This is a genomic window from Providencia sneebia DSM 19967, from assembly GCF_000314895.2.
GTDB lineage: Bacteria > Pseudomonadota > Gammaproteobacteria > Enterobacterales > Enterobacteriaceae > Providencia > Providencia sneebia.
Window position 1 is genome coordinate 2,552,280 of sequence record NZ_CM001773.1, and the last position, 14,927, is coordinate 2,567,206.

Annotated in this window: 18 protein-coding genes and 1 pseudogene; 7 read left to right on the forward strand and 12 right to left on the reverse strand. The window is 39.1% G+C overall.

Translation table 11 applies throughout. From position 1 onward, the window contains the following. Positions 1 to 202 precede the first annotated feature (202 nt). Positions 203 to 832, forward strand: a complete 630-nt coding sequence (locus OO7_RS10605) for an NAD(P)H-binding protein (RefSeq protein ID WP_008915953.1) — start codon at positions 203 to 205, stop codon at positions 830 to 832. A 129-nt stretch (positions 833 to 961) separates the two neighbouring features. On the opposite strand, the gene tmaR is transcribed toward OO7_RS10605, so the two are convergent. Then, positions 962 to 1,297, reverse strand: coding sequence for a PTS system regulator TmaR (gene tmaR, locus OO7_RS10610; protein ID WP_008915954.1), 336 nt, complete (start codon positions 1,295 to 1,297; stop codon positions 962 to 964). A 394-nt stretch (positions 1,298 to 1,691) separates the two neighbouring features. Then, positions 1,692 to 2,945 (reverse strand): MFS transporter, encoded by a 1,254-nt coding sequence (locus OO7_RS10615; protein ID WP_008915955.1) that lies wholly within the window; start codon positions 2,943 to 2,945, stop codon positions 1,692 to 1,694. A gap of 762 nt (positions 2,946 to 3,707) precedes the next feature. Between OO7_RS10615 and OO7_RS10620 the strand changes: the two genes are divergently transcribed. Next, positions 3,708 to 3,938 carry a DNA polymerase III subunit theta gene (locus OO7_RS10620; protein ID WP_043892698.1) on the forward strand — a complete coding sequence of 77 codons (231 nt, stop codon included), beginning with the start codon at positions 3,708 to 3,710 and terminating at the stop codon, positions 3,936 to 3,938. Here OO7_RS10620 and OO7_RS17255 read toward each other — a convergent pair. The 10 genes and pseudogenes from OO7_RS17255 to OO7_RS17640 all read right to left on the reverse strand — a co-directional run. Beyond that, positions 3,935 to 4,057, reverse strand: coding sequence for a hypothetical protein (locus OO7_RS17255; RefSeq protein WP_008915957.1), 123 nt, complete (start codon positions 4,055 to 4,057; stop codon positions 3,935 to 3,937). The two genes, OO7_RS10620 and OO7_RS17255, sit on opposite strands and share 4 nt — an antisense overlap. After that, the gene (locus tag OO7_RS16200; protein ID WP_008915958.1) at positions 4,054 to 6,408 is read right to left on the reverse strand and encodes a tail fiber/spike domain-containing protein; all 2,355 of its coding nucleotides are present in this window, start codon (positions 6,406 to 6,408) and stop codon (positions 4,054 to 4,056) included. Before OO7_RS16200 ends, OO7_RS17255 begins: the two co-directional genes overlap by 4 nt. Before the next feature lie 68 nt (positions 6,409 to 6,476). Beyond that, positions 6,477 to 7,355, reverse strand: coding sequence for a gp53-like domain-containing protein (locus OO7_RS16205; protein ID WP_008915959.1), 879 nt, complete (start codon positions 7,353 to 7,355; stop codon positions 6,477 to 6,479). After that, entirely contained in the window at positions 7,352 to 7,993 is a 642-nt protein-coding gene (locus OO7_RS10635) for a baseplate wedge 1 family protein (protein WP_008915960.1), read from the reverse strand. The genes OO7_RS16205 and OO7_RS10635 overlap by 4 nt, the downstream gene beginning before the upstream one ends. Continuing rightward, complete coding sequence (locus tag OO7_RS10640; protein ID WP_008915961.1) at positions 7,993 to 9,183, reverse strand: baseplate J/gp47 family protein; 1,191 nt, start codon at positions 9,181 to 9,183, stop codon at positions 7,993 to 7,995. Before OO7_RS10640 ends, OO7_RS10635 begins: the two co-directional genes overlap by 1 nt. After that, positions 9,180 to 9,533: a hypothetical protein gene (locus OO7_RS10645; protein ID WP_008915962.1), complete on the reverse strand. Its 354-nt coding sequence runs from the start codon at positions 9,531 to 9,533 to the stop codon at positions 9,180 to 9,182. The genes OO7_RS10640 and OO7_RS10645 overlap by 4 nt, the downstream gene beginning before the upstream one ends. A gap of 2 nt (positions 9,534 to 9,535) precedes the next feature. Then, positions 9,536 to 10,222, reverse strand: coding sequence for a Gp138 family membrane-puncturing spike protein (locus OO7_RS10650; protein WP_008915963.1), 687 nt, complete (start codon positions 10,220 to 10,222; stop codon positions 9,536 to 9,538). Continuing rightward, complete coding sequence (locus OO7_RS10655; protein WP_008915964.1) at positions 10,209 to 11,096, reverse strand: baseplate hub protein; 888 nt, start codon at positions 11,094 to 11,096, stop codon at positions 10,209 to 10,211. The genes OO7_RS10650 and OO7_RS10655 overlap by 14 nt, the downstream gene beginning before the upstream one ends. Further along, positions 11,086 to 11,358, reverse strand: coding sequence for a phage baseplate plug family protein (locus OO7_RS17470; protein ID WP_008915965.1), 273 nt, complete (start codon positions 11,356 to 11,358; stop codon positions 11,086 to 11,088). The genes OO7_RS10655 and OO7_RS17470 overlap by 11 nt, the downstream gene beginning before the upstream one ends. Before the next feature lie 545 nt (positions 11,359 to 11,903). Continuing rightward, positions 11,904 to 12,443 (reverse strand): annotated as a pseudogene (locus OO7_RS17640) (toprim domain-containing protein); the annotation flags it as partial. 17 nt (positions 12,444 to 12,460) lie between these two features. On the opposite strand from OO7_RS17640, the gene dcm reads away from it, so the two are divergent. The 5 genes from dcm to OO7_RS10695 form a co-directional block, all read left to right on the forward strand. Beyond that, a complete protein-coding gene (gene dcm / locus OO7_RS16210; RefSeq protein ID WP_008915967.1) occupies positions 12,461 to 13,654 on the forward strand; it encodes a DNA (cytosine-5-)-methyltransferase in 1,194 nt (397 codons plus the stop codon). Positions 13,655 to 13,713: 59 nt separating this feature from the next. After that, positions 13,714 to 13,947, forward strand: coding sequence for a hypothetical protein (locus OO7_RS10680; RefSeq protein ID WP_008915968.1), 234 nt, complete (start codon positions 13,714 to 13,716; stop codon positions 13,945 to 13,947). Positions 13,948 to 14,099: 152 nt separating this feature from the next. Continuing rightward, the gene (locus OO7_RS10685; protein ID WP_008915969.1) at positions 14,100 to 14,285 is read left to right on the forward strand and encodes a hypothetical protein; all 186 of its coding nucleotides are present in this window, start codon (positions 14,100 to 14,102) and stop codon (positions 14,283 to 14,285) included. Beyond that, entirely contained in the window at positions 14,278 to 14,610 is a 333-nt protein-coding gene (locus OO7_RS10690; RefSeq protein WP_008915970.1) for a hypothetical protein, read from the forward strand. Before OO7_RS10685 ends, OO7_RS10690 begins: the two co-directional genes overlap by 8 nt. After that, positions 14,603 to 14,927: phage protein NinX family protein (locus OO7_RS10695; RefSeq protein ID WP_008915971.1), on the forward strand; the 325-nt coding region annotated here is incomplete at its 3' end. The genes OO7_RS10690 and OO7_RS10695, both read left to right, overlap by 8 nt.

Consider the following 14,927-nt stretch of genomic DNA (forward strand, 5'->3'; position numbering starts at 1 on the left):
CTAGGAAGTAGATTTAAAATCATCATTAAAGGGGAAACTAAGTTTCCCCTTTATATTATCTACAGAAATCTAATAAATTGATTTTCTTTGCTGATACTTAAATCTATTCCTTATATACGTTAAATTGAATAAATCGCTTAATATATGTTATGTTTGAAATTCATACCAAAAAACATCAATAGATTAGAATGAAAGGATTAAAATGGCTCATTGGATAATTTTTGGTGCAACAAAAGGAATTGGCCACATATTGGCTAAAATTGGCATTTCACAAGGTAAGAATGTTAGCGCATTAGTTCGACATCACGATGATGCAAATCGTTTATCCGAACTTGGTATCAAGACTTTCATTGGCGATGCTACCGATATGAATTCTTTGCAACCAATATTTGCTCAAGCGCCATCTGATAGTGTTGTTTTTACAACAATTGGCGGAGGTCAGGCAGATTTTCAAGGTAACTATAATATTATTCGCCAATCTGAGTTAAATCAGATTTCACGGTTGCTCTTTGTCACTTCAATTGGCTGTGGTGATAGCTGGGTGACCCTGTCACAAAAAGCTAAATCGCTTTTTGGGCAATCTGTTCGCCAAAAATCAATGGCAGAAACCTATCTGCAAACCAGCGAAATCAATTATACCATCATTAGACCTGGCGGATTAATAAATACTCCAGCAACCCACAATACAAAATTATTTGTCAATGAAGCACATGGTGTTGTAAGCCGCGAAGATGTCGCCCTATTATTAGCTAATCTAGCTGAAGATAAACAAAGTTTTCGACAAGTTTTTGCCGTTGTTGACCCTGATTTAAAACCGAATTGGGGTGGTTAGCAAGGAAGGTAATGCGTTTAGATTTTTTATAAAACGGGATAACGCATTGTTTTCCCGTTTTGTTAACTGCCGAAAATCTATTTTACGATTTTCTTGATTCGCATTTAAAGCTTGTTATACGATCTAAATTTATGCTTTCAGATCTTTCTTTTGTATTTCGCCCATCTCTTTTAATTTATTAGAGATTTCACGGCGTTCTTTAGAAAGTTCAGCATTTTTGATGATATAATCATCAACACGGTCATCATAATCACTACGCATGTTTGCGATAATTGCCTGAATTTCCTCAATAGACATTCCTGGCTTGATGTACTCGCTCAAGTTATCTAATAGCAGAACACGTTTTTGGTTATCACGAATTTTCTTTTCATTGTCGGTAATTTCACGACGAATTTTATTCTTACGACGAAACATACGCACAAATTCCAAAACGTTTTGGAAAGATTGTTTATTCGCGTTGTCCATGTTTAAAACCCCCAATTAGAAAAACAAAACGTATTAAATTCTATAAGCCAAGATACTTCAGGTTATATGTAAACATCAAGCAAAGTTATCTTAAGAAAAACCGCGATACAAGGATATTGTCTTTAAAAATTATCTAACAGTTTACTCTTAAAACTCACCATACAATTTGAAGTACCGTGGAGGTAACACAATACCTTCTAACTGTAATATATGACAAGCTCGTTTCACTTATTTATTGATTTAATAGCAAAGATCACTCAATTTTCTATTATTGACTGCAATATTTTGAATAAAGCCACTCGTAATTGCTGATAAAAATGTTGCTACACAAAATTGTGATAAATACCAGCAAGTTGTCATTTGACTTAATTCATACGCCTAGTCTAAGGCAACCTTAAGATAGTTTTGCAATAGAGACTTCATTTAGTTTAGTTTCAACAAGAGCAACTTTATCACTGCGTAAACAAAAGGCGGACAACACAGTTGTCACTACAACGAAGCTTCCCATAATTAGATAAGTATCAGCAAAGCCAATTTTATCGTATCCCCACCCTGCTAATGGAGATAAAATACTCGCCACAATCGACGTAATAAAACTAAAACCGACAAGATACAGTGTTGATGACAAACGTTTATCAAAGTGACGACTATTATATTTAAAAATAGCAATCAGTAAGATTGGTAATTCCACCGCGTGTAGCAATTTCATTGCTGAAATCATAACCGGTCCTTCAACTAGCCCCGAGCCAATAACCCTCAACGCCATAATACTGCTGGCAAATAACAATCCGTTTTTTGCGCCAATACGATTTACAATGTAAGGTGCTAAAAACATCCCACCTGCCTCTAAGAATACCTGCAAAGAATTTAGGCAGCCGTACATCTCATTCCCCATGCTTTCGTCTTTGAACTGATGGGCAAAATAAACCATAAATTGTTGGTCATACACACTATAGACGCAGGTTCCAAGTACAAATAATACTAAAGCCCAAAAACGTGGTAACGTAAATAGATGCAATGCATCATGAATGGTAATCGCGGAAGGGTTCCCATGTTCAAGATGGTTAAATGCATTCATTTTTGATGTTTTAAGCTGTAATAAGATAGCTAGAAAAATTATCCCGGAAATTGATGCCATAATAAAATTATAGTTCGGGTCGATATTAATATTTCGTCCTGCAAAAAACGTCGCAGCCGCCCAACCTAACGATCCCCACATTCTTGCTTTGCCGTATTCAAAATCGCGTAGTCGGCTAACTCGTTCAGTATAAGATTCCAACACACCAATTCCGGCATGGAATGTCATCCCAATAAATAATCCACCTAAAATACTTCCAGCAAACACATTCCATTGCAGCAAATAACCAAAAACCATAAAAAATGGCCCTGATAAAATAAGCAATATCGCAATGAATAATAATAAATTTTTTCGTAGCCCTAATTTGTCTTGTAAAAAACCATAAAGTGGCTGTGCACATAGAGCAACAATAGAAATACAAGAAAAAATAATTCCTGTATCAGTACCTTCTAAACCAACATATTTTCTCAGCCAGATAGCAACAACTGAAAAAGTTGATGACCAAGTAAAGAAGAAGAAAAACAACAATGCGCTCAAAGAGGCATAATATTTTTTTGATTCGTTATTCATTATTATTCACCACTTATTTTTTCAATTGCTACCATTTCCCCAATTGGCACAATGTTAAGGTTAACATTACTGGTAAACTAGAAAATCAAATTAATTATGTGATGTTAAGCACAAATGTTAACGTTAACATTTATACTTTGTGATATAAGTCACCTTAGTGAATAGAAAAATATAAAACACATATAAAGGTTTAAGATTGAGCAAATAATATGAGATAAGTATAGATAATCAAGTCAAAAGAGTTTCTTTTTATTCAGTGAGGAGCGCTAAATGAAAAAGTCATTTTATTAAATTCATGAAATGCTCTAAAACAGCGCTTATTAAAACCCAAAATGACCTAAAAACACCGCTAATACAACCTATTAGTTCAGGTTTTGTAATAGATGAGGTATGATATTTGATGGCTTTTCATATAGCATAAAATGCTTTCATGGTTCATTTATCATAAAGATAAATTATTATTTTGATTTTCTTCATTTTTATTTCAGAAATCCTATAAAAGATAATCAGTTTTTAAACAGGTATCGCGGAGAATAACACTTTGCAGAACACTAATAAGCAGCCCTCATTCTTTATCCATGATTATGAAAATAACAACGTAACTTATTTATAAATAAAACATAACTCAAATAGTTAAAATAACTATGTACTCAATTCTGTACTCATCATAGTTCCCCTCTCATCTCACATCACAATTTCGGCACAGTCCGTCACAGTGATTTCCTGTGCTATACTCCTTTCACCTAATCCCCACAGAAAAACATCATGCACAATCTCGCTGAACTATCACAAGAAGATAAAGACAAGGTTAATGTCGATTTAGCCGCTTCCGGTGTCGCTTATCGAGAAAGACTCGGCAAGCCAGTTATTGATATCGAAGTCGAGCAACAACAACCCGAACACTTGCGCGAGTACTTTCGTGAGCGTTTAGTTTATTACAGAGAACTGAGTAAGCGTTTTCCTCAGGGGTATGAGTACAATAAAGAGGGTTAAATATTAGCTTCCTGCTCTACCTGTTCAGCTTCCTCTGCTGCGCGTTTAGCTTGCTTCTCTGCTGCTTCTTTTGCTAATCGCTCTGCTTCTGCTTGCTTGAGATTGCGTGTAGAGATCAATGCAAATTAAGCCATTCAGTCCCATTGAACAGCATTTTCTTCTTAGTCTCCCAGTTGTATATTTCATCTCCTTGCAAKGCGTTAGTSGGTAAATTAGCTGTATTACTCACAAGTGCRGGCGGTCGTTCTATTTCTATAGTGCTGTTGTCGATGGAATATCTATCAATCCTCTCCATAATTGTTTTTTTTACAGATGAATTAAATCTCATAAATTTTATAGTGGAATTTTCCAAAATAATTGGAGGAATATTAAGCGGATAGTCATGAGTAAAGCACAATGCGTTGATTGAACACGAACGAACTACTAACACTTTACTTATTTTGTCAGCTAACTGATAGCCAGTGGATAATTGGTCAATTATAGCGCCTGTGCCACCCCATAACGACACTAGAACCCTATCGCTATTCCTACTTGCTTTAAGCATAAATCCATCAATATCTATCTTAACAAAACGACCGATTCTAGTTGATCTTACTGACTCTGGATTATTACAGTAAGTCTCGGTTATTGAGCCTATTTTTAGATTGGTATTTGCTAAACTTAATCCTACAGTCGGTCTATCCTCTCCGTCTCCTGGTGTTTGAGTGCGTGATATATTACCTATTGTTATCGGGTGAATAAATTCGTTCTTTGAGTTGTATGTATCTATATCCACTAATCCCTTTTTCGCATTTGCGTAAGGCCTGACTAAAAACTCACACTGTATGTTCCCTATTTTTATGTTCTTATAAATGGAGCCAGCCCCTAGCCCATAATCTGAAATATTCAATGCATAAACGCTACACTGACCTGTAATGTCTCCAATATTGATATTGCTAATCGCAGTGCCGTTTCTTGCGGATAATATACGTACGCCATTGCGCGAATGCTCACCTGTTAAATGTACATTTCCAACGTTGATGTTATCAATCGTACCCGTAATATTAGCAACGCTTAATCTACCGCCGTGGTCTACATCATCAGCGTTGATTGCTAATGCATCATCTTCAGGATTATTAGCAACGACTTTATCAATATAAAAATTGCTACAGTTCCCCGCAATATGAAATCCGTCTTTGTTCGATGAAGGTATTGTTGGGTCATTATCAATATAAACCCCACCATTCACATAAACATTTGTACAGTTGATGATGTGGAAGTTATAGCGCCGTGACTTTGCGCTTTTTACACCATCAATAAATCTCAAACCATCAACGCCCACAAAGAGAATATTTTGCAATGCTTCCCCGTTTGATGTTGTATTCGCTTGATGTAAGCCATTTCCGTCAAAGTTTCCACCAATGATTGTGATGTTTTTGTCTCCGAATATCCCTTTCGAAAAGCTTGCATTCTTGTTTTCAATGAGGTGTTGATTAGAGACATTCGTTCTTTTTATTACTGATTGCGTGATGTTTAGCGTCAAATTCGATGGAAGCTTTAAAGACTTCACATTAATCACAGGGGTTTTTGTGTGCAACGCGCGACCTGTTAGCGCAGCATAATCAATAGCAAGCTGCATTGTTAGTGTCGCATCATCGACAGTTAAATCTCCGAATTGCTCTGCATATAGAACATTAGAATCATATAGAGATATATTTCCTGCATTAATGAGAGCAGCTCCATCTTCTTTTTTCAAATCACCGCGCAAACTCGCATCACCAACGCTGACCCAAGCACCTTTACCGATGCCGCCTGTAGATTGAGGTGTTGAATCTGCTGGAACTTGCTTTGGGAACTCTCCCGACCAGCAATACATTTGCTTGCCAAATTCATTCTCAAGGGTAACGAGTTGATCTCTATTGGTTAGTTCGCCTATGAAATTTAAACCATTCTCAAAGCTTCCAACAACCCCCGAACCTAGCTCAGTTACCACCTTCTGACTAACCACTTCCGTCTGAGATAATCCAAGCTCATTTCTAACGGAAGTTTTATCAAATTTTTTGTTAAGTACTTCAGTAGCATCACCAATACCTGTAATGCGCCAAGCTTGAGCAATTTCTTCTGGAGTTGCTGTGTTGAAGTTAACTAAGTTATTGTCTATTAGACTCTGATATTCTGCTGACTCATCGTTAGTTTGGAGTGTTGCGCCTTTTGGGTAGCCACCAATTGATAGAGCAAAATCAGGATCGAACTTATAGCGACCGCCTTTGCTTTGGAACACTATATTTTCGGATATCTGGTTAAGCACCCCATTAAAGTCTTTACCATCTGGCGGTAATCCCCCCGCATAAACTGGCAACATGGTTGCCTCTGGAAAACCAGACTCCCATGATGCTTTCTCATCCGACATAGCAGGTGATTTTACTTTAGGTATATCGTCTTTCATTCCATTATTAGCAAATGGAACTGGTATTAGTTTTGGGTTTTGCATAATATTTTCCATAAAAAAACCAGCTTGTTAGGCTGGCTTATTGTTGATTTGTTTTAAGTGGAATGGAATTAATAGCCGATAGCGAACCAATAGCCTATCGGATCACCAAAGTCACCTTGAGCTTTAAAGCCTGTATTAGATGATTCTTTAATAACGTAAAATCTCGGCGCTGTACCTATTCCATGCGTGATTTGGATATTAACGAGGCGATTCGGGAAAGGTTTATCAAAAGTCACGTTTGTTACGCTTCCATTTCCCCATTGATATATCATTCCGGTGTCTGCACATTGCCACCAACCTTTCGTTTGCTTGCTTGCTGTATTTTTTGGTAGTTCACTTTTTAATAGATAATCGCCTTTAGGTTGCCTCGTAGCTAACCCGGTATTCAAATGATTTACTGTTGCGTAATCACCAGCAACTTGCTTTGTATTTAGAGCTTTCGTTACGGCATCTTGGCTCATGACGTTAGATTGTGAATTGCCAGTGGTTTGTTTGACTGCTTCTTTGTCTAGTTTTTTGCTAATATCAGTAGCCAATGATGCAGTGCTTATTAACTTCCATGCAGCGTTTATTTGCTCTGAGGTTGCGGTGTTAAAATTAACTTTGTTGGCATCAATGAGGCTCTGATAGTCTTTTGTTTCATCATTAGACTGAAGTATCGCCCCTTTTTGATAGCCTCCAATTTCTTCCGCATAGCTTTCTGAAAATTTAATGCGCCCGCCTTTCGCAAAGTGAACGAGCATCTCTGATATTTGGTTGAATATACCGTTAAAGTCTCGCCCTCTCGGCGGTAAACCACCTGCTGATTCAGGTAACATGGTTGCAGGAGGAAAACCCAAATCCCAAGTGGCCTTTTGAGTCGGCATTGAAGGCTCTCTGGTTACGGGTATTTCGTCCTTTTGCCCATCTGCTGCAAATGGAACAACGATTAGTTTAGGGTTGTTCATTGAGTATCACCTTTGAATGGAGCTTGGTTGAATGGTTGATATCCAGAACCATAGAAACCAAAAAAATCGCCTAATTTTAATTCCTGAATAGAAATGCCTACTCCTGAAGGTCTAGGGAGTATGTTTTGATGATAAATTAGATTTTTATCTATCTCGGAAAGCCTGTTCTCAAAAACATAAGTCGCCGCCATATGACCAGTAATTAGGTAATAAGCCCGAGTCGTTTTAAATGCCACTTTCAGGAATGCGTTAATATTTGGTGCGGTTGCGTAGAGAATGTTTGAATATGCTTTAGTTAATATGGCATTTCTGAATGTTGTATCATCCATCTGAAATGTTGATTCTCCTTCGCCACCACCGTAAAAGGGTGCTTGGTTAAAAGGTAAATATTTATCTGTTTCGCTAAATCCAAAATAATTCTCGTTAGGGTTCGGGATTGATAGCGCACGATTTACACCAACAATTCTCGCCCATATATCAAGCCCGAACCCTTGCGCCGTTTGAATATTGAATACCATTCGATAGAACTGATTGATATCCTCTCTAGGGTCTATGGTTTCGTTACATTGACTTAATATTTCGGTGAGAATGGGAGAGTTTGCATATTGGCTAAGGTAGGTTTGTTCTAATTTTTCCATTACTCTATCCTTATGTCATCTTCAGCTAATACCGGGTATTCATCTATGCCAAAATCAAGATAGGTAACTGGCGCGCCTGAGTCTCTCGACACCATAATATCTATCATTCTGTTAGCGCTCATCCCTGACACCGAGCAAACATAATCACTTGCTATCAAACGCTTGGCTATCTGGCCTTTACCTCGTCCTGAAGTGAACTCATTCAAAATGGCTTTTTTAATCGTCTCTTTCTCTTGCGAGGTGACTTTAGTTGCATCTTGGTAGGTCACGATAAATTGAACTGGTATTGGTGCTGGCCTGATGAATTTAATTTCATACGATGGCGGTAAATATGGGAAATTAACCGTGTCCTGATAAGTTACCGTGGTGTTACCAACAAATGAGCATCCAGTACCAGCCTTGATTAATATTTGCTTGGCAATTTCGTTATCATCTCCACCGACAACTGAGACAGCGATTGAGTTTCTAATTAGCGCGTAATTCGTCACGCCTACTGTTATTGTGTTATCGCTTGGGTTATCAACTACGTAGCAATCAATAACATCTTTGATGTTGTTTACTGCCCCATAAGTTGCATCGTTGGTATTCTTCGCATTCTTAGCGACTGACTGCTCACGCCTTAATTCAAACTCTTGGCGTGATTCTGCATTTCTGCCAATTGCCGCCGCAGTGTTATTTGTCACACTATCAAGTCCACTGATATTTCTAACGATTCGGTTAATCGTATTGGGCTGAGCGGAAACCATCCCTGCCGTGTTGCAACTGGCATTAACTGTGGCTAGGCCATTAGCACCTATTCTAGACTCGCCTGTCGTTGACCAGTAAAGGCCAGCTTCGTCCAGAATTTGAAATCCAGAAGGAATAGTCACACCTGACAGGCCATTAAATGTTAATTCTGCAACTGATTTTGTCGCCTGTTTGCGCTGTAAGAAATACAGATAACCAATCGCATCCTGCATTTGTCCGTCAGCGTATCGCGGGTCGAATTGATTAAATAGCTCAATTAGCTGGTTACGCTCATCGGTAATGATTGCGGCTAATGTAGTGACTAACTGACCTTGCGGCGTGTCCATTGACACATTCAACTTCTCACCGAAAGCACCTTTCATTAGCGACCATAGACCATCAATAACCTCTTGCGTGGTCGGTGCGATAATTCCTTGCTGCGTTATTTCTAACTTGGGGATCATAATCCTATTACTCCTTCTCGGCCTGTTTGGTCAGTGAAGATTAATTGCCCCCTGACAACGCGGTCATTTGCCGTGCTTAATATCGCCCTTGCTGTTACCACACCATCAACCGACATTGCGGCATCTTCTAAATACTGGCGATAAAGCGAGAGTGAATATCTGTTTTTACCTAGAATGTCCTCAAGGTACGGAATGCCTTCACCTTGCGAAAAATACATGTCCTTCAGAAATACCCGGCACTTATTCGCAACAGATTGAGCTATGGCGTACTGGTCTGAGGCAATGGCAATATTCCCCGACACATCAAGAGTTAAATCCCATGTGTCAGGTAATAGAAACAATGTTTTCATTTTTACACCTGCTGATTAGGCTCGTTTGTGTCCGCGTACTCGCCGTTAGCTTTGTGAGTGTGACCGTTATAAGTGACCCTCATAGAGTCCATCGTTTGAGTATTTCCGCTTCCAGTGTTATCTGTAATATCACCAGCGGCTATAATGGTTGATGTTGTTTCTACTGGCGCATCCAGTATTACCTTTGAGCCTTTCATGTTAATTTCACCTGTGGCTACAACATTTATTCCACTATCAAGAAAGTGAATATATTGCGATGGCGCTCCGTTGAGTATGCCGCCAATATATAAACTATCCGCTATGTCATACTGACGCTTAGTGTCTGGCGTGGAGTCTTTTTTGGTGCGCTTAATTTTCGAAATATCACGAGAGGCCACAAGGCAAATCCCGATATCACCAACTTTCGGATCAAGAATTACCGCGTTATTACCACCCTGATAGCGGAAATAAGGCACGTTGAATACGGTGGCATTATCAAAGGCATTACCAGCTCCATCAACTTGTAGAACCATCGGCACAATATCGACAAATCCAACAGGGTTAACACCACCGCCTTTAACTTTCACTATTCGGCAAATGGTGACTGTACCTACTCGACCAATAAGACTGTTAATGATGAACTCTTGCGTTCTGGCTCCCCCTGCTAAATCCTCGGGGCTATAGGGTAGTACTCCGTCATCTGGCAACATGTACGTATTCATCCTTTAGGTTAGAACCTACAATTTCCATAAACCAACGAGCTGAATCCATCTCAGTTTCTAACTGTGCTCGTAACCCATAAACTCGCCACTCACCATTGCATAACTCAATCTGGCTACCTTTAACTCTCACTAACGCGCCAAACTGAATAGACGGGTCATACAGGCATTTAAACGTTGCGCCTATATTTGTTATTACTGGATAGCCAATAAGGCCAGTATCAGGTGATATGACCGCTATTTTTATGTTTCTTGGTGCGCCTTTTGGTGCTATCGCTACGCTGTTATTACCAAGGTATAAATCAAGGTCGTTATTGACGCATAGCCACCTGATTTTTTCTAAGTCAGACCCAGTTAGATAAGGGTTATCGACCATTGCGTTGACGTTATTGGACTCAAACGAAAACCCGATACGTTTACATATGCCACTGATAATTTCAGAGACAGAGTGTGAGCCCTCATAGCTTTCGGCTGGGGTTGGTAATTTGCTTTCGAAAACGGCTGATATCGCCTCAATAACCAGAGATACGTTCGGGGCTTCTGAGTATTCAGGTAAGGCCATAAATATCCCACCGCTAAACACCTGAGCAAAGTCACCCTCGCCTTCAGCGGCTTCAATAGTGATTAACGATCTAAGTGTTTTAACTTGCTGGAACTTTGCTGTGATAAGCTTACTCATTGTTTCCTGCGGCAACCCGTACACTCGCACCCTTGCATAAGGTGCTGGCGAACCGTAACCGAAAGAAACCTCCGCACTAATACGTAAGCCAACAGCGGACAGTTTATTTTTATTATCCGAGGTGAATACCTCGTCTTTACCGTTCAACTTAAGCGTGAGCCTAATTCTTTTTCTGTTAAATGCCATCAGCCCATATCAACCTATATCGAGAACCCAAGCCAGTGTATACAGGGTCTGTGTTACCTTGCTGGTCTGCAAAAATTAGCCACTGGCAGATATACGTCATGTTTCGGCATATCCGATTGCAAACCACGTTTTCATTATTTTTCTTCACCGTTGCGTAGAGTTTATTTAGCCGAGAATTGAGTTCGACTTCATACTCGTCAGTGCCGTTAGTAAAAGAGAATGCTTGATTAGGAATTGGCGATAGTGGAATTTCGGTGATCATTGTTGCCCGCCTATCATTTGGTTTACTGACATATCAATGCCGTCTATCGCCTCAGATGCGGCGCCATAAACATTTTTCATTCCATTAGCCAAAGCATCAGCCGCACCGCCTAGTTTGCTTAAAAAGCTACCGTCACCTGAGAAAGCATCTTTAACATCAGACATTGTTTCGCCTAGCGACTCACCCACCTTGCCGAATCCAGTACTCCGCGTTTTATTACCCGCATCTTTAACGCGTGAATCATCAGGGTTAGTGACCTCCTCCTCCTCGTACTGAACAGACACCTCTCGTATCTCCTCAAGATGTACGTTCACCTTAATCAAGGTTGCTCCGTCTCTAGCCTCACGAGCAAAATCAAAGCCGACAATATTTGCGCTTTTATAAACATACTCAGGAGTGATGATGTAAAATTTGAGCGTGCTTTTGGCTAATATTTCCAGTTGAGCCAGAAACGCTCCGCGCTCTAATGTACCACCGCTACTTTTGCTTAATTGCACAGTGGCCTTGTATGGGTCAGCTACTTTGTTGTAACTGGTAAAAGAACCCTTCTCTAGGCGTTTGAGAAATATCGCTGGTTTAAGTTCGAATGATGCCACGCAAGCCCTAGCCCCTTGTCTCATTGCCTCGCAAAGCATATGACCTAGAATTTCGCTTTTACCGTGACCGTTCACCCCATTGAGAATGGTTAATTCCGACTCTCTAAAGCTGAACTGGTGATTTAATGTTTCCCACGGACTTCTGAAAAGATATTGCTCTTTGCCGTAGAATGCTTGGATGGTGTCCTGCATAAACTCACGAGCACTGCATAACTCATCAGGGTCAAAGTAGGTTGCGGTTTCGAGGTACTTAATGATTTCTTCTTGGGTAATTCCAGCCTGTAGGCATTCGTTGATATCTTTTTTCGGCAGTGAAACAAGGCGACAACGATATTCACCAAGTCGATTAGCAATCTCTTTTGCTGCTTCTCGACCTACTTCGTCAGCATCCAGTGACAGCCAAATCTCGGTAAAACGGTCTAGGTTGTGATACTCAAACTCAATCCATTGTTGTTTAGCTCCTTTCCCCCCTCCGAATGGCACAGATATCCGCTGGACGATTAGCATTGTCTCGCGCTGGCATTAATTTCGACAAATATTACATTGCTGAAATAGACAAATTCGCTAATAAAGTATCTGAGTTCCACTATCCAGATAATATCCAATTAGGCGATGTTAATAACTGGCGTGAGTGGGATATTGATTGGTCAAACGTGGGGTTAGTTACGGCAGGTTTCCCCTGTCAAAGCTGGTCACTGGCAGGAAAGCAGAAAGGCGACAAAGACGAGCGAGGAAAGCTGTTTTGGGTAACGCTAGATATAATGAGCCATGTTCTTGATAAAAACCCACGTGCTAAATTCATGCTTGAGAATGTGAAAATGAAAAAAGAGTTTGAGGAATATATTACGCTTCATACTGAAAACGCTTTAGGGAAAGTATTTAAGACTTTAATTAATAGTGCGTTGGTTAGTGCTCAAAATAGAAATCGTTATTACTGGACTAACTTTCCCGTCTCTCAACCTAGCGATAAAGGTTTATTACTGAAAGATATAATGATAAAAGGTTTGGAGTTCATAAGCTTAAATACAAAATTGTATTCCGAAAGGAGTAAACGTCAGATAAACAAAAACAGCAAAACCTTAGAAGAAAAAGCCGTCTCCTGTTGCTGTAATTCAAATATGACGGGTTCAGGAGTGAACGTTATAAAAATACATTGTGCTGCAATGAGAGGTAGACCTGATAAAAACGGAATTTACACGCAAAAACTGGAAAGGCGAAAAGACGAAAAATCAAACACAATAACAAGCGTAAATAAAGACAACCTATTAATCATGGGGGGTGAAAGTGATGATGCTACTAAAAACAACAAATCTTTAATTAATGAAACAATTATGAAAAACGGCAAATCTTACGCATTAACAGCAAATTACCAATTTGGTGTCAATGCAAGAAGGAGTGCCACAAAAAAAATAAAATCATTAGCTATAACCAATGAGAGTGTAACATCTGGATTAACCTATAATGGAGTTAAATACAGAAAACTAACTCCTACCGAATGTGCCAGACTTCAAACATTCCCTGATGGTTGGTGCGAGAATGTTATTAGCAATTCACAGTCATACAAAGCCTACGGTAACGCTTGGACTGTAGATGTACTCAAGCACATATTCGAATGCATGGAGCGCAGCAATAACGCCCGGAGAGATATAAATGTTCGTTTTGATAATGATGTTATACGGCAATCCAGTGCTGCTATCTGAGCAAATATACACACAGCAAGAATGCGAGAGTCGTGCTATGCAAATAATGCAGGTGCGGGATGTTGAAATTAAGTGCGGTGAGGTATGGAATGAAAGGTAAGAAAAATATTGTTTATTTCGGTAATGTACAAATTTCAAAACAGTATGACAACCCTTTAAATGTGATAGTGGATAATTGCATTATAGAGGGATTTGATCACCTCAATGGAAAAGGATATTCATTACGAAAAAGAATAGCTATAGCAGTCCTTGAGTCATTGATTGAAGAGGTAAAATTAAATAATGAAATTTGAAGTCGGCGATAAGGTAAGACTGAGGCAATCAAGTAAATACATTAACAATAAAGACAAAATATTTACTGTAACTTTTGTTCATTCTCTTTATGTTTTCTGTGAATTAGAAGGTGCTGAACATGCGTTTAAACCATACATTTTGGAGTTAATCAATGAAAATTAAATTACTTAATGATGGTGGGTGCGAGGATTTATCAGGCGTTCAGTTTCCATTGATTGTTAATGCAGAACCTCATCATAACTACCCTAGGTATGTAGTTCATTCTAAGGAGTTTGGTATAGAAGAAGATACCAGCTATTTATTTGAATATAGTAACGTTGAGGTAATCAATGAATAAATTACCTATACCAATATATGGCGGTTACTTAGAAATATACGACACGCCAGATGAATTACAAAGTTCATATCCGCAGCATGATTTCGGTGCTTGGGGCGCTGGTTTTACTGCTGGTATTGTTAGTGGCGGTTGCAGCACAATAGTTATGCAGCTATCAACAATTGATGCTAACACAATAACTCATGAGTCAATTCATGCTGCATTTGATATTTTGCACTTTAGCGGAGTTCCGATTAATTATGATAACAACGAAACTATCTGTTATTTAGCTGGATGGGTAGCAGAGCAATTAGAATATCATTACGAAGGTAAATTTAATGAATAAATACACCGAACTATCTGACTTCGAGATTAATTTAAAAGTGTCCCACATTGCGCTGGGTAATGGTAACTATGATTGGTGCCCTGATAAAAAAGAGGTTTACCTTGCAGGTATTGATGGTGGTGATTTCTTACCGCATGGATATTTCGACCCTTGCAATAACCCCGCCGATGCAATGCCGATTATTATTGAGAATGGGATTAGCATGGTGAAAGTTAATAACACTTGGTCAGATCGTCAATTTAATAACCATTGCATAGAAATTAACGGCGATAATTATTATCGAATTGCCATGGAAGTTTATTTATTAATGAATGGAA